This is a genomic window from Planctomicrobium limosum (genome assembly GCF_051465645.1).
GTDB lineage: Bacteria > Planctomycetota > Planctomycetia > Planctomycetales > Planctomycetaceae > Planctomicrobium.
Genome location: NZ_CP195790.1, coordinates 2,096,827 through 2,116,158 on the forward strand (window position 1 = coordinate 2,096,827; position 19,332 = coordinate 2,116,158).

Below are 19,332 nucleotides of genomic sequence, written 5' to 3' on the forward strand. Positions count from 1 at the left end.
CAATCATTTGACGCACACCCATCGGTAATTTGCCTGGCACCGCGTCTGTGCCGCACCGGTGAAATTCTGCATCACTCCGGAAGTCGTTGTGCCCGTTGCCTTTTCTCACCTTGGCAACATCCACCGAGGCACAGGATCAACACCAACGTTCCATTTTTGGCACACCCCCTGCTTTATGTCTCCTGCATCAAGTGTCGGATTCAGAGCAATCTGAGACCGAGTTGATGCCCACAAGCTGGTACGGGTGTGGGTAGCCAACATGTCGGGTTCGCAGACTGATTTCTGTGATCTCGTCAGTGCGTCATGAATCAGCGTGATGTGCAACTGCTTTTCGTTGGGTGGATCAGACCTGACTGAATGGCCAGTACCAAAACAAAAACCATCACAAAGATTTCGGGAATTTACACAATGATTCGTCAACTCCTCGCAGATGAAGCTGGTTTCATCGTTTCAGCTGAACTCGTTCTCGTTGCAACAATCCTCGTTCTGGGCCTGATCGTCGGTCTGAGCCAGATCCAGTACGCAGTTGTTGAAGAACTGAACGACGTTGCTCACGCTATCGGTTCTTTGAACCAGAGCTACGCTTTCACAGGCTTCAGCGCTCGTAAGTCAAACGGTTCTTTGAAGAGCTTCACCCGCGGTTCAGCTTTCCACGATTCACCAGATCAGTGCGATGCTAACTGTGCTGCTATCGCTTGCGATGCTCCAGTTGCTGAGTGCAACTAATTTGAAGAGGTTCTTCCTCTGCTGAAAAACAGAAGCCTGCAGGTCTACATCAGACTTGCAGGCTTTTTTCGTTGCGAGAGGTTCAAGGTGCGAACTTACTTGCCGCTCGGGATCTGGATTACTGCTCGCTTCCGTTAGTCGCGGCTGGCTGAGCCTGCTGCAAAAACTCTGGACTGAGCGACGCTGGCTGAGTGAGCAATTCCTTCCGGACCGCGGCTGGGCTTGGTTGAAGCGAACCAATGACGCTCGCCAGAGCAAGACGAACCTGAGGATCAGTCTCGCGATTCAATGCTGCCGGAATTGTCTTGGTAACCATCGGAGTGAGCAACAGCCCATACCGTTGAATATGAAACGCCAACTGAGACGCAGCGAGTCGGCGATTCTCAACCGCAGTCGTCGCGGAAACGGCAACGTTCAGCAATTCATTCTGAACGCTTACACGTCCAATTGCTCCCAATGCGACAATCGCGTCTGCTCCAATTTCAGGATCATAGATCGACTTCACCAGCGCCGTCTCTGCAGGAAGCAGATCAAAAACGCCCGGAACATCTCGAACCGCGGTTCGACGCAACCACGCAGCTGCTGTCAGCATCTGTTGCTTCCGCTGCTCTTGAGTAAAAGCTGGCGGATTCAGATTCACAAGAAATGGAGCCAATTCCCTGCTCAGGTCCATCGAAGAATTTCCTTCTTCAATGAAGACCACCTTCTGAAACTGAGATGCGAAATCATTAAAACGGTCGCGAATTGAACGAGGCCCATAGATCACAACAGGGATGTCGGCTGTGCGTGAATCGGCTCGCAAATTCGCAATGGTCTGCGTCAACTCCCAACGAATCACATTAGGGTGCAACACGGCAAGTGCAATGTCTCCGCGTTCCGATGCGACCTGAAACCCTTCTCGTCCCGTTGAGACCAGTGAGGCAGTAAATCCAAGTTCCGAAAACAGGCTTGCTGTCTGTTGAGCGCGAGATGTATTGGGGTCCATCACAACGCTGGCGGTCCGGGATTCGGCGTTGATCGCTCGCGCCAGAATTTCAATGACTCGCTGACTTCCACTAAACGGTCGAGTCGGCTCCCAGTGCATAATGGTTGTTGCGGCAGCAAACTGAACTCTCTGGTCTGATGAATCCAGAGCTTCGATCACCGCACTGCGACCGTTCCTTCGCTCCAGAAGTGATGGCGACCCATTGAGCGCGAGTGCTTCCAGACTTCCAACCGCAGCAGCGCTGAGCTTCTGATCCAAGGCGTATCCAAGAACACGCTGGCAAACATCCGGGCCACATCGTACGGCAAGATCCAAGGCCTCGCCTTTCCCGATTGGAAGTGGCGAATTCCATTGGTTTGCCTCAACAGCGCGAATCAACAGTGCAGCAAGTTGCACAACGGGTGCCTGCTCGGATTCCGGAGCCAGACTCGCAGCTTCCCGTGCAAGCCGCTCTGCAAAGAACAGAGACGCCTTTTCACGAGGAACGCGAAATTCGACAACGGTTCCAGCTTGTTCACTCCAGTTCCAGACTGGAATTTGTGCCTGATCTTCATAGATTGACGGCCAGACGTACGTCCCGGTCAGATGCTCATTCGCAATCTGCAACAATCGAGCTGGAGCACCATCCAAGGCGATCCGTTCAACCTTCTTCACGTCCTGGTATTTGATTCGGGCAAGAGCATCCCGAGCAGACGCCTGAACACTGGGATTCTGTCCTTCAGCGAATGCTGGATACCAGAGCCAGACAGCATCCGATTCAGATCCGACTCGTCCGAGCACTTCCAGAGCGACGGTACGGACCTCCTGATTTGGAGAGTTCAGAGCCCCGATCAATGGGGCAACCGCGTCTGTGCCAAGCCGTGTCAGAGTCACCGACAACGTGTCCCGACCAACAAGAGAATCCCCAACAAGGCTCTTCAAGATCGGCGGAACGGCGTAAGAACCAAGATGCTGCAGTTCGCTCAGGGCCTCTGATCGCTCTCTGGAACTTCCGTTCAACTTCTTGATCAGACCTTCTGCGTAGCCGGGTTCTTCCACCTGACGTTTCACTGCATCCTGAATAAGATTCAACAGTTGAGTTGCAGGCGGATTGAGTTCTTCCAGTCGGCTCAGCTCAAGAAAGGTTCCTGTTCCATGTGCTGATCGCAATGCCATCAAATCTGAATCACTCGGGGAAAGTTCGAGTGTCTGCTGCAGGTAATATTTCGCAAGATCCAACCGAACCAACTTCACCATCAGCAGCGCTGCGTCGAAGTTTTCCGGAATGGTCTTCGGTTTCACCACCAGCGGATCGTCTACTGGACGTCCTGATTCCGGTGCTTCTGGCTGAGCATAAACCTGTGTCGAAAGGAACATTGCGCAGACAGCAGCCCACATCGGGACTCGACTCAAAAGACTCCGCCGCATGTTCTTGACTCCCCTGGCCATCTCGCTGCCCGGTCTCTTTTGACGTTCCCCGCACTGGCGTTACGTCATTCAGACACCTCTTATGGCATGTTCCCGCAACAGAGCCCCTGACTTCAGGAAACCATCTCAGAACGAGACAGCTGCTCTGCAATCGATTTTAAGTTCGCGATCTGCTGCTCCCAAGAAGATTCTGCCTGATGACTCTGAATTCAGAATCTGCGTCGTTCGTCCAATCTCGCCACATTGACTTGGCGATTCAGACAGGGCGCACAATCTCCGCAGGGAGTGCATTCGAACTATCGAAACAATCACAGGTGGGACTTGAACTTGCTCAGTGGCAGAATTCGCAGCAAATCGGTCTTTCGGACAGTAATCGTTAAAGACCGGTCGACCAGTCCGTTCACAGGAAGGTCCACCGGTCTAGTTTAACGATTAAGCCGATTCGAGATGGCGACAGCCAGACGGGAGAGACGAGAGAATCTCTGCCGGATATTCGAGTCAATCCGGGGACAGGTTACAGCTTGTAACACATCAGTTTGTCTTGTTCGCGAAGGTAAAGCTTTCCTCCGGCAACAACGGGATGTGCCCAGCTTTCGCGCTCCTGAAACACCGGTTCAAATGAACCTTGAGGAACGTATTCACTCTCAGTCGCTTTAATCAATGCGAGTGTTCCGTCCTGATAGCGGAAGATCAATTGATCATTCACCTGAGTAATTGCGGCAGACCCTTCTCCGACAGGGCGAACGCGACCTCCCCAACGGATCTTCCCAGTTGGAAGATGAATACAAATCGGAATTCCTTTGCCGTGCTGGTGACCTGCATAGACATAGTCGCCATCCAGAATCATCCCCCCGTGATGGTTCTGAAACGTCTTCGCATCCAGGAAGTAGACCTCGGTGGCTTTCACTTCGTCCTTTTTGGCCTTCGTAATTTTCAACAGGCAGGCGCCCGTTTGATACCCCGTTGATGCAAAGACGAAGTCACCTTTGCAGATTGGTGTTGGAATATTCGCGACGGCATTGGCAACCTTGTCGTATCCCCACAGCAATTTCCCGTCTTCCGCACGGACTCCGATCAATCCATGTCCAATGAGCTGGACATACTGACGAACCCCTCCGGCTTCAGAGATCACGATCGAAGAGTACCCTGCCCCCTTCTTCCCACGATCCCCTTGATACGGAACCGCTGTGCGCCAGATTTCTTTTCCGGTCACCTTGTCGAGAGCGACCATAGCGGCATCGTTTCCGCCGGGCGTACAAAGAACTTTGTCACCGTCGACCAATGGAGACTCGGAGAATCCCCAGCCTGACATCAATTCTCCGCCAAAGTCGTCCTGAAACTTACGTGACCACAGCAGTTCGCCATTGTCCACTTTCAGGCAACTGATGCCCCCATCGGAACTGACAACATACAAGCGGTCGCCATCAATGGTCGGAGTACAGCGAGACCCCTCGTAGTCATGTCGCGGCTTTCCTGATGTCACGAGAGTCCGCCACGCCGGCTTGTTGGTCGCAAGGTTAATACAAACGACAGCCTGACCTTCTGGGAAGTTTCCCGTCGTGAACAGATGGTTATTCACAATGGAAACACTCGCGTAGCCATTGCCCATCCCTTCGATGGTCCAGAGATGGCTGGGAGGACTCTTTTCCCAATCGAGTTTCAGACCGGGTTCGACCGCTTTGCCATCCCGATTCTCTCCGCGCCATTGTGGCCAGTTGTCGGCAGCATGCCCAATCGATGAAAAGCTGCTCATCAGGGCAACGTAACAGAGTAATCCACGCACGGAACTCTCCTCAAATCGTGTCAGGTGCCAGTTACGAAAATGTCTGGATGGTTCGATACCCCGATAATCTGCCAGCATTCAGCGTTTTCAGAGTGCCGTAAAGATAGCCATCGTGTCAAGGTCCGCAGTCAAACTGCTTTGTATTTTCAACGACCGATTGGACTCCCCGTGGCCCCACCTTACCGTTCGATCTGACAGTCTGATGCACATCAGCATCAGATTTTCGCCATAAGCGGATAGCATCCAACAGAACTGCTTCCTACCCTCCCCCCAATTGAATTCTCTCTCCTCCTCGTCCCGCCTGAGTTCAATCTGCTATGCCTCGACTGACAGAAACAGAACAGCAGACACTGTCCAATTTGGAAAACCAGGCCTCTTCGGAAGATCAGATCTCTCCTCAGCCCGGTCAGGTGATTCCGCGAGTCGTTGCCAATCAGATGCTGTTTCAGGCGGGGAATTCATTAACGACGGGTAGCTTCTTCAATTACTTCGTATCCAGCTTTCAGCCATCCGCATTCTGGCTCGCGGTCCTGATGATTCTCCCGGAAACATGTCAGTCGATGAGTGCGCTCGTTGCCAGATTCTATTCCTGGGTGGGACATAAGAAGAAAGTCTGGCTGGCCGGGCTGATCATTGGTCGCCTGGCATCGATGATGATCCCGATGGCGTTGCTCTTTCCGGCAACGCAAGGGCAACAGACAACAGCTCTGACCTACATTTTGTGCTGCACCGTCGTCTGGTATCTCGCACAAGGCATTTCTTACGTCAGTTATTACTCGTGGCTTAGCGATCTTGCTCCTCGATCCCGGTGGGGACAGCTTTTCTCACGACGTCAGATTGCCAGTCTGCTTGTCGGAGTTTTTATGCCACTCGGGACGCTGGCACTCCGCAATCAATTTTTAAAAACACTGCCAGATGAAGCAGAACGCTGGAGTTACGCGGTCATCTTTGTGTTGGGAGGACTGTTTGTCCTTGCTTCCGCTGGTCCGTTACTCCCACTTCCTGAAGTTCCAGCAACCGCAGCACAACGCAAACCGGTACGCTGGTTTGCCGCTCTCACCGGCAATCGATCTTTTGGCTATCTGCTCGCCTCTCGCTGGACCGCTGCATTCTTTCAGGGACTGACTCAGGCAGTCTTGTTCAAGTATGCCTACGACATTTTGAAGATCCCCCTGCAGACGTATTTAATCCTCATCAGCCTGATGCTTTTACTTCAAATTCCTGTTAGCTGGTGGGCTGGCAAGCTCAGCGATTCCAATCGAGATCGGAGAGGCATGTTTCTGGGGTTGCTCCTTGTCAGTCTGTCGATGCCCTGCTGGTTGGCCTCCAGTGCAGAGAACTGGTGGTGGCTGATTGTGGCGTATTCGCTGTGGAGCGCGTTTGCTCTCGTCAATGTCTGTGGCGCAAACATGTGTCTCAAACTTGCTCCCCGTGGAAACAACCTCGGGCACTTCGCGCTCTATGAGCAAATCTCTGGACTCATTGCCGGTATGGCAGGGCTCCTTGGTGGCTGGGGGCTTGATCGGCTGCTCGTCTACTTCACTGCAACTGGTACCCCCAAAGCCTCTGCATTTCTCACACTGATGATGATCTCGATGTGTGGAAGAATTCTCGCGCCGTTCTGGCTACTCGGAGTTCGATCATCCGAGTTGAACACGATGAACACAGATCAACGGCAGGGTCTCTAAAACAAAATCCGCACGGCAGTATTCCTGAAGAGAACACTGCCGTGCGGACAACTCAACATTTGAACCAACCTTAGAAAATCAGTCCTCTGGCTTCGATCGGCAGCGTCGCCAGTTCCCCATTTTTCTCCTGCAACCAAAGTCGATCGTGGAGGTTCACCACCGGGCAAACATGGTTCGGAATGACAGTCACGCGTTCGCCAATTCTCGGACGGCGTTCAGAATGAGTGAGATCCAGCTCACCATGTTCTTCGCTCAGACGAACAATCTTCGCGCCAGGGTATTCTAGAACAGCACCGTGACCAGACTCCGGTAACCGGACGTTACGATCAGACGTCAGAGTTTTCGATCCTGCATCGATCACTGCCTTACCGGAAACCGCAGTACTCACGATCGTACAGATGACACCAAGAGCAAGATCCTGCTCTGTGCAGAAATTCGCACGCAGCGTATTCATGTCATTGAAGATGTGCGTTCCTGATCGGGTCTCAGTTCCGTTTGTCACGAGATGGGACTGATAAGTCGTCGGGGTCGAACCGCCTGACACAATCGGAGCTTCAAACCCATGTGATCTCCACAGTTCAAGTGTCCGCCCCAAAATGGCATCAATTTCAGCAAGCTGCTGACCTTGTTGATCTGCCGGTGCCCAGACTTGCCCGGGATAAAAGAAGAGACCGTCCAGACGCAATGCAGGCTCGTTCTGCTTAACAAACTTGGCCAACTCTAAAGTGATCTCCGAAGTCGGTACGCCAGTGCGTCCCATCCCGACATCCTGATCAACGAGAATGCCGATCGTTGTTCCAGCCTGACGAGCCGCCGAGGCCAAAGCTTCGAGGCCTTCACGGCTATCCACTGCAACACGCAGCGTCAGGTCACCAGCCAGCTTCGCCAGACGCTTGGTTCGGGCCGGATCGATCGCAGGATATGCCACCAGCAGATCATGAGTGGCCTTCGCCATCACTTCCGCTTCTCCCACCTTCGCCACAGTCAGGCCTGAGCAGCCCTGAGCCATCTGCATCTGCCCAAAACGCAGCGATTTATGTGTTTTTGTATGAGGGCGAACATTGATGTTGTGCTGGCGAGCATAGTCGACCAGACGCTGGTTATTCCGTTCAGCAGTGGCGAAATCGATGACAATCGCAGGTGTTGCAGGGACCGCCTCGATCGCAGGTGCAAATGTAGAAACCATTCCGCCAGACCTTCTCAATGTTGTCAGTGGTGAACTTTGCAAACGTTGGTGGGGCTCGACCTTCAGAGCGAACGGAGGGATGCAACACCAGCATGTGTATCGAGTAACGAGACTAACAGGCTGGCTGAAATCGTCAAAGGACCAGGCAGGAGTCTCGCAGAGGGGAAACTCCTCAGAATTCACCACCTGCACAAGATGGTGAATTGCGGCGAGTTAGAAAGGAACGCACTCAAAAGCATAAATAACAAATCGCATCAAATTCAATTGCTGCGTCCTAATCAGCGATGCATAATACACATCAGTTCATTTCGATCTATTTGAATACCTCGTTCCATTTGCACACGTTTTCTGCTTGCAACACACCATCACAGTCAACGGGGCATTTCATTTTCAGCAGGCATCTCCGAACCGCATAAGAGACTTTTCTAGCGAATATTCATCTTCAACATTCAGTCATGGGCCCACACCACTATGGATCAAACCTCAAAATCCGTGTCTAGAGTTGGACCACTCTCTCGCAAAACACTTCCCGCCACCAAAGGATTTCGCCCCCTTCCCGGATTTACACTCATTGAGCTGCTGGTAGTCATTGCCATTATTGCGATTCTCATTGCCCTGTTATTGCCAGCCGTCCAACAGGCTCGCGAGGCGGCACGTCGAACTGAGTGTCGAAATAAGCTGAAGCAATTCGGGCTGGCACTCCACAACTACCTGGATATCTACGGCCGCTTTCCGCCTGGGAACATCGGCACCGACGCGGCCGCAAATACTGGAAACTTCTGGATCAGCTTACTTCCATTGCTCGACCAATCTGCAGTATTTGCAGGGTGGCAGGCGATTCCCAATTCGCAAACGATCGCTGCAAACCAGAATATTTTGAGACAGCTGTCACCGCAGTCTTTTTTCTGTCCATCGAGCCCACTCCCGACTCGCACTTTACCAACGGCACAGGTGCGTGAGGCTCCACTTCCAACATTCGTAGGAATCAGTGGAACAGCTGATGCCGGATCAGGATTCGTGACTGGAAACCGGGGGACGATGAACTCCAACGGGGTCTTACCAGTGAACAAGGCAGTGCGAATCGCGGAAATCACAGATGGAACAAGCAACACGTTGATGATCGGCGAACAGTCTGACTTCGCAAAAGATTCAACCGGAAAGCAAATTGATTTCCGGTCATCAACACCATTCAGTCTTGGCGCAAGCTCGAATTTAACAGGAGTTCCCGGAATCAGTGGGTGCTGCACAGGCGAACGGCACACCTACCAGATCACAACGATCCGCTACAAACTCAACGACAAGACTTACAGTTCCAACCGACCTGACGGAAAAGGGAACACCAGTCCCGACACGTTGGGCGGCGAAACGAACAAACCGCTGCGGTCAATTCACTCTGGAGGCGTCGGTGTCCTGCTTGCAGATGGATCCGTCAGATTCATGAGTGACAGCATTCACCATGAGACGTTTCTCGCTCTCTGCAAACGAAACTCCGGAGTTGCCGTCGGCGAATGGTAAACCGAGCTACGAAACCGGCTCATCTCAATCTCAAGTAGAGCGAGCAGTTTTCAACCATTGAAATCCGCTCACAATCTGAGTTAGAGGCAGACTCAATCACGACGCCTTTGCTTCAATACATTTCTACGACACATCTTCAGGGCTGCTTTCTGATGACAACCATCTTGAATCTCACACGGTCATTCCTGCTTGTTTCGGTATTACTTGCTCCTGGCTGCGGCAAATCGGGAACACAAACCGAGTCAAAAGATAACGCGGCACCGGTCATTGACCCGGAGAATTCGAAAGACGGAATCGAGCGAACCAAGCATTTTTCCACATGATTCGACATTCCGAATCAGCACCGTAGCCATTGCTACACTGACGTGCAAATTGCAGTTGAAGTTGTCATAATCGGGCTCGGATCAGCCTGGCATGTCCGGTTCTGATCTGGCTCGATCACAACTTCAACTGCGCACGACTGGAAGATGCAATGGAAACCGGGAGCAGAGATTCACGTCAGAATGTGATCGTCGCGGCAGGAGTACTTATTCTCTGCGTCATCGGCTGGTTTGCCTTTCAATGGTGGACGCGTCCGATTGCTGTCGAGTTCGACAATCTCAAATACATTCAATTGTTGACAACGGCTGTTTCCAATCGCAGTCCAGAGATGATCGAAAAGGTCAATCTTGCCATCGATGAACGCTCTAAAGAGGGCAAGATGTCACAGCCGGAGCGACAGCATTTTCAGAACATTATCCAGCAGGCTCGAAACGATGAATGGGAAGCTGCCCATCGCGCTTCATTCGCCTTTGCAGAGGCCCAGCTGAACCGCAGACGAAGCCAGGCGCCAACGGACAACCATGAACACAGTCATGATCATTCACATGATCACGACCACAAGAAGCACAGCGACAAAAAGTAAAAGCGGTCGATCGCTGATTAAGAATTGTGACCTGAAAACATTGGAACTGGCTTTTCCGCGATCAGCTCTAAACCTGAAAATATGAGCGATACCATTCAACAAAGCGCGCGACACCAGTTTCCACACTTGTGCTGGGCTTGAACCCGACAGCAGCGATGAGAGTATCGACGTCAGCATAGGTCTCCGGAACATCACCCGGCTGCATTCCGAGGAAGTTCTTTCTGGCAGTGACTCCCAGTTCCTTCTCCAAGGTTTCAATCAGGTACATCAACTCCACTGGCTGATGATTCCCGATATTATAGAGCTGGTAAGGGGCGGAACTGCTTCCTGGATCAGGGTTCGCAGGAGACCAATTCAGGTTGGGTTCCGCAACATGATCCATCGTCCGCACAACACCAGTCACAATGTCGTCGATGTAGGTCATGTCACGCTTCATCTTGCCATGATTGAAGACGTTGATCGGCTCCCCAGCGAGGATGGCTTTGGCGAACATGAACATCGCCATATCTGGTCGCCCCCAGGGGCCGTAGACCGTGAAGAAACGCAGCCCTGATGTCGGCAGCCGGAAAAGATGGCTATAGGTATGAGCCATCAACTCATTCGCCTTCTTACTTGCGGCATACAGACTGAGCGGATGATCAACATTGTCATGAACCGAAAACGGCAGCGTCGTATTCGCCCCATAAACGGAACTGCTGCTCGCATAGACGAGATGCTGAACGTCGTTCGCCCGGCATCCTTCGAGAATGTTCACAAAGCCGACAAGATTGGAGTCGACATACGTGTGCGGGTGCGTCATCGAATGGCGGACACCAGCCTGTGCTGCAAGGTGAACGACCCGATCAAATTTTTCTGACTCAAAGAGCTGCCGCAAATCTTCACGATTGGCCAGCTCCTTCTTCTCAAACTGGAACCGAGTTGACTCTTGCAGTTGCTTCAAGCGGTCCTGTTTCAGCGCGACACTGTAATAATCATTGAGATTATCGAGACCAATGACGGTGTCGCCGCGGGTCAGCAACGCTTTCGTCACATGGAAGCCAATAAATCCGGCGGCTCCGGTCACAAGTATCTTCATGATGGCATCGGCCTCAAGGACGCTGGATGATTCTCAACCTGCAGGCGCAGTGTAACGGAACCGGTTGCAGACGCACGCCCACCCACTTTTCAGCTGAAATGTCCCCCTGTAATGCCCCTTTGCGACACGGGAGGAAAATTTGCGAGATCCCATCATCAGGGCGTCGCATTCGTCCGGTCAGAACAGAAAAGAGACCAATTTCAACAATTCTTGAAAGGTGAAACCCGAAAACTACGCCGTTTGATCGCGTCAAATGGAATACCGCTTCCGCTGGTGACATTCTAACATTGAGACAGAAGCATATCACTCACGTCGAAATTCTGTTCGTCTGTTGCGTGTGAAATCGACCTCGCCAAGATCAGACTAATCATTCGACATACGAGAGAAAACAGGAGAACGTCTGATGTATCCGGTGTTGATTCAAGGTCAATGGCGACCGTCGCAAGGCAAACAAACGTTTCAGGCAGTCAACCCGGCAACGCGTCAGCCCATTGATGGCGACTACCCCATCAGTATCTGGGACGAAATCGAGACCGCACTGCAAGCGGCCAATCGCGCGTTTGAAGAAGTCAAAAACTGGCCGGGCAGCCGGTTTGCCGAGTTTCTTGAAGCCTACGCGAACAAGATCGAAAGCCGTGCCGCCGAACTTGCCGCAGCCGCTCACGAAGAAACTGCCCTACCGATCTCTCCGCGTCTGAAAGATGCCGAAATTCCACGAACTGTCAACCAGCTCCACCTTGCCGCTGCTGCTGCACGCGACGGTTCATGGCGAGATGCGACAATCGACACGAAAGCGAACATCCGTTCCCAACTCGGGCCTATTGGTCCGGTCGTTGTTTTCGGTCCAAACAACTTTCCGTTCGCTTACAACGGCATCGCTGGCGGGGATTTTGCTTCTGCGGTTGCCGCTGGAAATCCTGTCATCGCCAAAGGGCACCCGTCTCACCCGGCGAGTACACGTCTTCTGGCAGAAGCCGCTCAAGAAGCGGCAACCGAAACCGGAATGCCAGCCGGATTCGTGCAGCTGATTTACCATATGCGGAACGAAGACGGCGCTCACTTTGTCGCCCATCCACTCGTCGCAGCAGTGGGATATACAGGCAGCCGGAATTCTGGATTGCTTCTTAAGGGTGCTGCGGATCTGGCCGGGAAGCCGTTTTATGCCGAGCTTTCCAGCGTGAACCCGGTTTATCTCCTCCCCAATGCACTGACTGAACGACTGGAAGCGATCGTCGGTGAGTTCGTCACCAGCGTTTTGATGGCGACAGGGCAGTTCTGCACGAACCCCGGCCTTGTAGTCCTCAAGGCTGGGCCAATCTCCGAACAGTTCATTCGAATGGTCGCCGAGAAATTCGATTCCAGTCCAGTCGGAACACTGCTGAACGAAAATACAGAAGTTCATTTGCGAGCTGGCATCGTCACGCTGCAGCGAGCAGGAGCCGAAATCGTCACAGGAAACCGAAATTCCGATATTTCCCGCTACTGCAATGCCAACACACTGCTGCGAGTCTCCGGGAGCGATTTCCTGCTGGATCCGATCGGACTCCAGACGGAAGCGTTTGGAAATGCAGCGCTGATCGTCGTGGCGGAAGATGATTTCGAACTGGAATCGATCGCGCGACACTTCATGGGAAACCTCACCGGATGCATTTATTCCAGCACCACCGGCGAAGACGATGAACTCTATGACAGAATCGCAGGTGTCCTGAGGTTTAAAGTCGGGCGTCTACTGAATGACAAGATGCCAACAGGCGTTGCTGTCAGTTCTGCAATGAACCACGGCGGACCTTTCCCGGCAACCGGTCACCCAGGCTTCACTGCTGTCGGAGTTCCTGGCTCATTGAAGCGATTTGCGATGTTGCAGTGCTATGACAACGTGCGACCAGATCGCCTTCCACCGACACTACAGAACAAGAATCCAAACAACCTGACATGGCGTCTCGTCGATGGAGAGTGGACAAAGGCCGACGTCACAGCTCCGTAAGAATAATGGCTGTGTCTTAACCAAGACTGATTCAAAGAAAAAGGCCGGCTCCAGACATTCTGGAACCGGCCTCACTTTTCAGATGACCATCAGCTTTGAGGTCTTACGGAATCTTCTTTGGCAGTGGGTGCAGTTCGAGTTTACGAACAAACATCTCGGCGCACTCGGTCTGAAGGAGGATCTTGCCGAAAGCTGGAGCAACTTCAGTAGCGCGGTTCACAACAGTTCCGTTGACGACATAAACGAGTTCGCTTGGAGTGACATAGCATTCCAGACGTGTCCATTCCTGTCCCGGGCTGTCAACGTCTTTTGGACCACGGAAGTTCAGAACGTCCTTCCAATCTGGATCGCGACCGTACCAGTTGATACGACCTTTGGTGAACTCGGTCTTGGTTCCCTTTGGATCCCAGAATGGCTCGCCGTCACGATCGCGAGAGATGGTGACAGTTGCTGTTGGCTTATGCATGGTGCCGTCAGAATCTGTGGCTGGCAGAACAAGGATATCGCCTACGCCCCCTTCGATGATCTGACATTCAATTGAAGACATCCAAGGTCCCGGAGAACCTTTTGATGCTCCGAGATTTCCGTCTTCCCCTTGGCAATGCAGCAGCAGACCACCGTCACGGGTGCGGTCTTTTCGGTTCTGCCAGGTCGCAGGACCCCAACGGTACTCAATGATCAGGTGGTAGCTTGCGTACTCGTCGTTGGTGATCAATCCCCCGTAACCGTCACCAGAAATGCGCAGATCACCGTTTGGCTGCACGGTGAAGATCTTGCGAGGATCTTCGTACTTGGTGTCTTTCATCCAAGTGTACCAGTTGGTCAGGTCCTTACGGTTGAAGAGTTCAATCTTCTCGGTTGGAACAATGACCTTTTTCTTCTCGGCCTTCTTATCTTCAGCCTGCGCTGAGGTGCTCATAATGAGCCCCAGGCATCCTAGCACAACAGGGAACAGCGTTCTCAACATCACAGGTGGGCCTTTATCAGGGGAGAGAAATAGAGTTACCGCGAAACGCTTTCAGACCTGATTTTCAGAGCACACAAAGTCGCGTGTACGAAGTCATCAGACCGGCCATCAGTACATCAGATGCATTCAGAAGTCACTGGAAACGAAAGTAAGTCTTTCCCAATGATTTCCGAACTGAAACATATCAAGCAAAAGCACACACCTTCCAGCGAGAGAAACACTCAGACCGCCAGCCGAAGCAATGGCGCAATGAGAGGTCGGCCCGTCACTGAACGGATTGTATCAATCACAATGATCTGATGCGTCCATTCAAGACTTGGAAAGCGGTTGAGTCAACCGTGTTGAGTCAATATTTTCAATAATGGCTCGATATATCCCCTGCCTCCAGATAAAACCTCTTAATGCTCACTCATAAAGTGGAATCGATAATCGATGGTGGCCTTGATTTCAGTCTCTGAGATCACATCGCTCGATCACTGCTTTTTCTGAGTTTCGCTTGCTTGAGAGGCGTTCAAGATTTGAAATGGCCATCTCAGGCACACGGGCACAGAATCAGGTCGAGAAGAAGGCTGCTGCGTGCCCACACGATCGACCAATCCGGTTTGGAAGGAAGTCATGTCTTATCGACTTGCGATTCGTCTTTGGCTGGCGTCTGAATGTATCGCGGCAATCGTGATGCTCTTCGTCTGGACTCAACGTACTGATGCCAGTGACATCCCGGCACAGAACGCGAAGACATTACCGAGAACGCAGGAACTTCAGCTTGCAGAACCACTCGATGTCGCCATGGTTCGTGGGATCAGTCTCTTTGCAGAGCGAGAGCTGAATAATTCACAAGCACAACGGAACGCTCCGTGGCTCGCCCATTCGATCAATTCGCAGGAAGGTCAAGCTGACCGTGATGCGGCCAGAAAAGAATGGAAAGAGATCATCGGGTTTCCGGAGCCATTGTCTTCTGTTCCCCAACTCTCAATCGCTGGAAGTGGAGCTCTCTCTGCTGAACACACCGCACCGTGGGCCGACTACATCGTCACGGTTGTCTCAACATGCCAATGGAATACCACGGACCGCATCACGGGGCGCGGGATGATTGCAGTCCCGAAGCAGTTGCGACTTGAGCCAAAGAAAACAGTGCCACTCATTGTTGTTATTCCAGATGCCAATCAGACCCCGGAACAATGTTTCGGTATTCAACCTGGAATTCCAGATGACCAACAATACGCGAAAATCCTGGCATTGCAGGGTTACGTTGTCCTCTGTCCTGCACTAATTGATCTCAACTCTGATTTCTCTGGACATCCCGCAGTTCGCTTCACTAACCAAACTCATCGCGAGTTCACGTATCGTCTGGGATTTGAGCTCGGACGTCATCCAATCGGGTACGATGTTGCCAAGGTTCTCACTGGAATTCAGGCCGTTCAGCGAGAGTTCCCGGCCAGTGAACTGAAAGTTGCAGCAATCGGCACTGGCGAAGGTGGATTGGTCGCCTTGGCCGCCGCTGCTGCTGACGCAGAAGCAATTCAAGCGGTTGCAATCCGAGGATATTTCAGTGAGCGAAACCGTGTCTGGGAAGAACCGATCTACCGTAACATCTACGGGCAACTCAAGAAGTTTGGAGACGCAGAACTTGCGAGCCTGATCGCGCCGCGACGTTTAATTGTCGATGCTTCAAATGCAGCTGAAATCGATCCGCCCAAAGAAATCCCCAATCGTGCAACCGTCGCCGCTCCCGGAGTCATTCGAACTCCTCAACTCGACGCGGTGAAGCGGGAATTTGCACGTGCTCAGGCTTATTATCAGAAAGCCGGGGTCCCAGACGGGGTGTTGCTCACGTCTGGCGACTCTGCGGAATCTCATACAATTGACTCGCTCAACGACAGTCTCAAGAAGCTTGGTGCGTCTCCCGTCGTGACTGAAGTGGCCATCACACTCGCTCCAACGATCGTCCCTCCGAGTGACGAATACCTGAAGGCTCGCTCGAAAACGCAAGTCGACGAGATTAACGATGACTGCTATCGCATCCTGCACTCATGCCATCACACCCGACGGGAACTCTGGTCGAAAGCAAAACTCACGACGCCAGAAGAGTTCTCAAAATCAATGGACGAGTATCGCAATCTGGTCCACGACACTTTCATCGGTCGTTTGCCGAATGCGAACGTTCCCCACAATGCACGTTCAAGAAAAGTGATCGACACCCCGACCCACTCTGGATTCGAGATCACAATCGATGTGATCCCTGCCCCATCAGGTGACACTAAAGCAGCAGACGCTCTTAATCAGGCCGATCCCGGGATCTTCGCCGGTGGAGTATTACTGTTGCCAAAGGATTTGAAACCGAATGAGAAGCGGCCTGTCGTCGTCTTTCAGCATGGATTAGAGGGAACCCCAAACGACACGATCACCGAGGATCAATCGACTCGCCAATGGAAGGCTTATCAGGCCGCGAGTACTGAACTCGTCAAACGAGGCTTCATCGTCTACGCCCCACAGAATCCGTTTCGTGGATTTGATAATTTCAGAGTGCTTCAGCGAAAAAGCAATCCGCTGGGCCGCTCACTCTTCAGTTACATCATTGAGCAGCATCGACAGACGCTTCGCTGGCTGGCAGATCAATCCTATGTCGATCCCGCCAGAATCGCATTTTACGGGATCTCTTATGGGGGCAAATCCGCCGTTCGCATTCCCCCAATGCTCCCTCCCACTGCTGATCAGCCGGGCTATTGTCTCTCGATCTGTTCGGCAGACTTCAATGAGTGGATCCTGAAGAACGCGTCCGGAGAAGACCGTTATTCGTATGTCTTCCACGGTGAGTACGAAATTTTTGAATGGAACATGGGGAACATCGCCAACTATGCCGAACTGACCTGGCTCATGGTCCCGCGTCCATTCATGGTTGAACGAGGGCTGGATGACGGAGTGGCACCAGACGAATGGGTTGCGTATGAGTTCGCCAAAGTTCAGCGAGCCTACATGAAGCTGGGAATCAGAGACCTTGCTGAAATCGAATACTTCGACGGCCCGCACGCAATTCATGGGGTCGGCACGTACAAGTTTTTACATAAACACTTGAACTGGCCTGAGCGTTAAGCGATTCAAAGCAAAAATAAAAAACTCCCGCAGCCTGTTCATCAGCCTGCGGGAGTTTCGTTTTTCTGTTCCAGAATCCATGCGCAATTCAATGAACGTCGCTTGGATGGGACTTGCTATTCTGCAGCGCGCGTCAGCGGCGACTTCACCTGATCGATGGGAATCTGCAAGATCTCAGCTGACATCTGATCAAGAATCGCTGGCAGCAATACGATGCCGGTATAGTGATCGGTCGGCATCTGAAAATGATGGACGCCGTTCAAGCTGGCTGCTTTCGCGAATGACCTGGCATTCTTGATCGGGACAACAGTGTCAAACAGCCCTGAATACAGCCATGTTCGTTCTGGATTTAACCGGTGTGCGAGGCGGTTCGGCTCAATTGAATCTGTGATTTCCCGTAGTGCCTCATCATTCAATCCGGAAGCCTTCATCATCTCCCGAATCTGTGCCGCTTCTCGCTCTCCATTCTTGATGACTCCATAGAGATCTCCCCCGGAGAGCATCAGAAAGACGTCGTGATAGCCACGATCCAATCCGGCTGTCGTGGAAGCAACAAAGCCTCCCAGACTCGTCCCCTGCAACGCGATCCGATCATGGCTGATGTGCGGCAAAACAGCGACGGCATCACGTGCGCGTCGTGCATCGCCGATTCCCTGACGAATGCGAGTCAATAACGATTGACCATCCGTCGGACGTGCCGTTCGCCGTTCACCATAGCCCGGCAATTGCAGCAGAAACGCATGGATTCCGCGTGACTGAAATCCTTTAGCAATCATTCGCCCGACTGGCATCTTGCGACCGGATTCATGAATCACAACGACCGCCGGGGCGGTCAATACTTTCTGGTCTGCATCACGAGCGCAATACCACTCCATGACCGCAATCGAAGATTCATCTTCCACCGTCGAGAGCGGCGATGGAAATCTCACCAGAAGATCTTCTCTTTTCGGGTCGACGGGTGCCGCAATTGTCACCTGAAAATCACTGCAGTTCCAACAGAGATTCTGCAGACACTGCTTTGCATCTTCACGCGATTCATCGCCAACGGAAAGGGAATCTTTCGCCTGATATTTCGATCCGACGAGTCCCGCAAGATCTGCGAACGCACTCCCAGTTAGAACACCAAGGCTGATGCAGAACACACCGGCAAACACCGCAATCGAATTGAACAGTCGGGGAATCCTTGCCTGACGACACGATCTCATCTTTCCCCCATCTCAGGTACTTCAGAGCACTTTTCGAATTCTTGCGGTCGCATGATCGACCGAACCGGTCACGTGAAGAGCGCACGTCTCTTGTGAAACGCTACCCGCCAGCTTCCTCCTCAGGTTTCAGATTGCTCGTAGAATCCAGAATTTGCGAAGGTTGCGTCAACATGTCTAACAATAGAAAAGGACGGCATCCCTGATGCACAGGAATACCGTCCCCGAAGACACTTGCAAAAAACATTGTCGAACCGATGTCGCAAGCTGGTCACGCGGCGCTCAGTCGATTTCTTATTGAGAAGATCAACGCTGCATGTCGACCAGACAGACCAGGTCAGACTAGTGTGCTTCGCAATCTTTCTGATAGTCGCTGAAGCTCAGGAGAGCATCCAGATCGGCTGGCGAAGTTGTCTCAATCTTCACGATCCATCCGGCACCGTATGGATCATCCGACAATGGTGACAAATCGTCCTGAAGCGATGAATTCACTTCAATGATCTTGCCGCTGACAGGCGCATAGATATCCGAGACCGCTTTCACGCTCTCGATTTCTCCGATCTCTGCACCAGCAGAGACGATTTTGCCAACCTGTGGCAGTTCGAGGTGCACAACATCGGTGAGTTCTTTGACTGCAAAGTCACTGATGCCAATCGTGGCAACCTGTCCCTGCAGTGCGACCCATTCATGTGTTTTTGCAAACTTCAACTCTGTGGGGTTCATACCAGTGATTACCCTTGTTGAATAACGAAACAAATCGCAGGGAAAATAAACAGGAAAGCCGGCCAGAACACTGTCTTGACCGGCGAACCCAGTACAG

14 protein-coding genes are annotated in these 19,332 nt (G+C 52.3%); 7 read left to right on the forward strand and 7 right to left on the reverse strand.

The window, feature by feature from the left end; translation table 11 throughout:
• Positions 1–408 precede the first annotated feature (408 nt).
• On the forward strand, positions 409–726 hold the full coding sequence (locus tag SH527x_RS07830) for a hypothetical protein (RefSeq protein WP_437194098.1): 318 nt from the start codon (positions 409–411) through the stop codon (positions 724–726).
• A gap of 118 nt (positions 727–844) precedes the next feature.
• Here SH527x_RS07830 and SH527x_RS07835 read toward each other — a convergent pair whose 3' ends face one another.
• Together SH527x_RS07835 and SH527x_RS07840 are read right to left on the reverse strand one after the other, a co-directional pair.
• A complete protein-coding gene (locus SH527x_RS07835; protein WP_437194099.1) occupies positions 845–3,118 on the reverse strand; it encodes a HEAT repeat domain-containing protein in 2,274 nt (757 codons plus the stop codon).
• Between the two features lie 514 nt (positions 3,119–3,632).
• Complete coding sequence (locus SH527x_RS07840; RefSeq protein ID WP_437194100.1) at positions 3,633–4,901, reverse strand: PQQ-binding-like beta-propeller repeat protein; 1,269 nt, start codon at positions 4,899–4,901, stop codon at positions 3,633–3,635.
• A gap of 317 nt (positions 4,902–5,218) precedes the next feature.
• Between SH527x_RS07840 and SH527x_RS07845 the strand changes: the two genes are divergently transcribed.
• Positions 5,219–6,589 carry an MFS transporter gene (locus tag SH527x_RS07845; RefSeq protein ID WP_437194101.1) on the forward strand — a complete coding sequence of 457 codons (1,371 nt, stop codon included), beginning with the start codon at positions 5,219–5,221 and terminating at the stop codon, positions 6,587–6,589.
• 70 nt (positions 6,590–6,659) lie between these two features.
• Here the strand turns inward: SH527x_RS07845 and SH527x_RS07850 are convergent, their stop codons facing one another.
• Positions 6,660–7,775, reverse strand: coding sequence for an alanine racemase (locus SH527x_RS07850; protein ID WP_437194102.1), 1,116 nt, complete (start codon positions 7,773–7,775; stop codon positions 6,660–6,662).
• Positions 7,776–8,267: 492 nt separating this feature from the next.
• Here SH527x_RS07850 and SH527x_RS07855 point away from each other — a divergent pair, with 492 nt between their 5' ends.
• From SH527x_RS07855 to SH527x_RS07865, 3 genes are all read left to right on the forward strand, one after another.
• Positions 8,268–9,290, forward strand: a complete 1,023-nt coding sequence (locus tag SH527x_RS07855) for a DUF1559 domain-containing protein (protein WP_437194103.1) — start codon at positions 8,268–8,270, stop codon at positions 9,288–9,290.
• A gap of 152 nt (positions 9,291–9,442) precedes the next feature.
• Positions 9,443–9,613 carry a hypothetical protein gene (locus tag SH527x_RS07860; RefSeq protein ID WP_437194104.1) on the forward strand — a complete coding sequence of 57 codons (171 nt, stop codon included), beginning with the start codon at positions 9,443–9,445 and terminating at the stop codon, positions 9,611–9,613.
• A gap of 149 nt (positions 9,614–9,762) precedes the next feature.
• Positions 9,763–10,194 (forward strand): hypothetical protein, encoded by a 432-nt coding sequence (locus SH527x_RS07865; protein ID WP_437194105.1) that lies wholly within the window; start codon positions 9,763–9,765, stop codon positions 10,192–10,194.
• 67 nt (positions 10,195–10,261) lie between these two features.
• Here the strand turns inward: SH527x_RS07865 and SH527x_RS07870 are convergent, their stop codons facing one another.
• On the reverse strand, positions 10,262–11,269 hold the full coding sequence (locus SH527x_RS07870) for an NAD-dependent epimerase (RefSeq protein ID WP_437194106.1): 1,008 nt from the start codon (positions 11,267–11,269) through the stop codon (positions 10,262–10,264).
• Between the two features lie 403 nt (positions 11,270–11,672).
• On the opposite strand from SH527x_RS07870, the gene SH527x_RS07875 reads away from it, so the two are divergent.
• Positions 11,673–13,253 (forward strand): aldehyde dehydrogenase (NADP(+)), encoded by a 1,581-nt coding sequence (locus tag SH527x_RS07875; protein ID WP_437194107.1) that lies wholly within the window; start codon positions 11,673–11,675, stop codon positions 13,251–13,253.
• A gap of 103 nt (positions 13,254–13,356) precedes the next feature.
• On the opposite strand, the gene SH527x_RS07880 is transcribed toward SH527x_RS07875, so the two are convergent.
• Complete coding sequence (locus SH527x_RS07880) at positions 13,357–14,172, reverse strand: 3-keto-disaccharide hydrolase (RefSeq protein ID WP_437194108.1); 816 nt, start codon at positions 14,170–14,172, stop codon at positions 13,357–13,359.
• 663 nt (positions 14,173–14,835) lie between these two features.
• Here SH527x_RS07880 and SH527x_RS07885 point away from each other — a divergent pair.
• Positions 14,836–17,310 (forward strand): hypothetical protein, encoded by a 2,475-nt coding sequence (locus SH527x_RS07885; RefSeq protein WP_437194109.1) that lies wholly within the window; start codon positions 14,836–14,838, stop codon positions 17,308–17,310.
• A 116-nt stretch (positions 17,311–17,426) separates the two neighbouring features.
• Here the strand turns inward: SH527x_RS07885 and SH527x_RS07890 are convergent, their stop codons facing one another.
• Both SH527x_RS07890 and gcvH read right to left on the reverse strand, forming a co-directional pair.
• A complete protein-coding gene (locus tag SH527x_RS07890; protein WP_437194110.1) occupies positions 17,427–18,515 on the reverse strand; it encodes an alpha/beta hydrolase family protein in 1,089 nt (362 codons plus the stop codon).
• Between the two features lie 339 nt (positions 18,516–18,854).
• On the reverse strand, positions 18,855–19,235 hold the full coding sequence (gene gcvH / locus SH527x_RS07895) for a glycine cleavage system protein GcvH (RefSeq protein WP_437194111.1): 381 nt from the start codon (positions 19,233–19,235) through the stop codon (positions 18,855–18,857).
• Positions 19,236–19,332: the final 97 nt, after the last annotated feature.

Coding starts and splice junctions, on each gene's coding strand:
- SH527x_RS07875 (WP_437194107.1), top strand. CDS start 11,673: ATGTATCCGGTGTTGATTCAAGGTCAATGGCGACCGTCGCAAGGCAAA.
- gcvH (WP_437194111.1), bottom strand. CDS start 19,235: ATGAACCCCACAGAGTTGAAGTTTGCAAAAACACATGAATGGGTCGCA.
- SH527x_RS07860 (WP_437194104.1), top strand. CDS start 9,443: ATGACAACCATCTTGAATCTCACACGGTCATTCCTGCTTGTTTCGGTA.
- SH527x_RS07885 (WP_437194109.1), top strand. CDS start 14,836: ATGTCTTATCGACTTGCGATTCGTCTTTGGCTGGCGTCTGAATGTATC.
- SH527x_RS07845 (WP_437194101.1), top strand. CDS start 5,219: ATGCCTCGACTGACAGAAACAGAACAGCAGACACTGTCCAATTTGGAA.
- SH527x_RS07850 (WP_437194102.1), bottom strand. CDS start 7,775: ATGGTTTCTACATTTGCACCTGCGATCGAGGCGGTCCCTGCAACACCT.
- SH527x_RS07880 (WP_437194108.1), bottom strand. CDS start 14,172: ATGAGCACCTCAGCGCAGGCTGAAGATAAGAAGGCCGAGAAGAAAAAG.
- SH527x_RS07865 (WP_437194105.1), top strand. CDS start 9,763: ATGGAAACCGGGAGCAGAGATTCACGTCAGAATGTGATCGTCGCGGCA.
- SH527x_RS07870 (WP_437194106.1), bottom strand. CDS start 11,269: ATGAAGATACTTGTGACCGGAGCCGCCGGATTTATTGGCTTCCATGTG.
- SH527x_RS07835 (WP_437194099.1), bottom strand. CDS start 3,118: ATGCGGCGGAGTCTTTTGAGTCGAGTCCCGATGTGGGCTGCTGTCTGC.
- SH527x_RS07830 (WP_437194098.1), top strand. CDS start 409: ATGATTCGTCAACTCCTCGCAGATGAAGCTGGTTTCATCGTTTCAGCT.
- SH527x_RS07890 (WP_437194110.1), bottom strand. CDS start 18,515: ATGAGATCGTGTCGTCAGGCAAGGATTCCCCGACTGTTCAATTCGATT.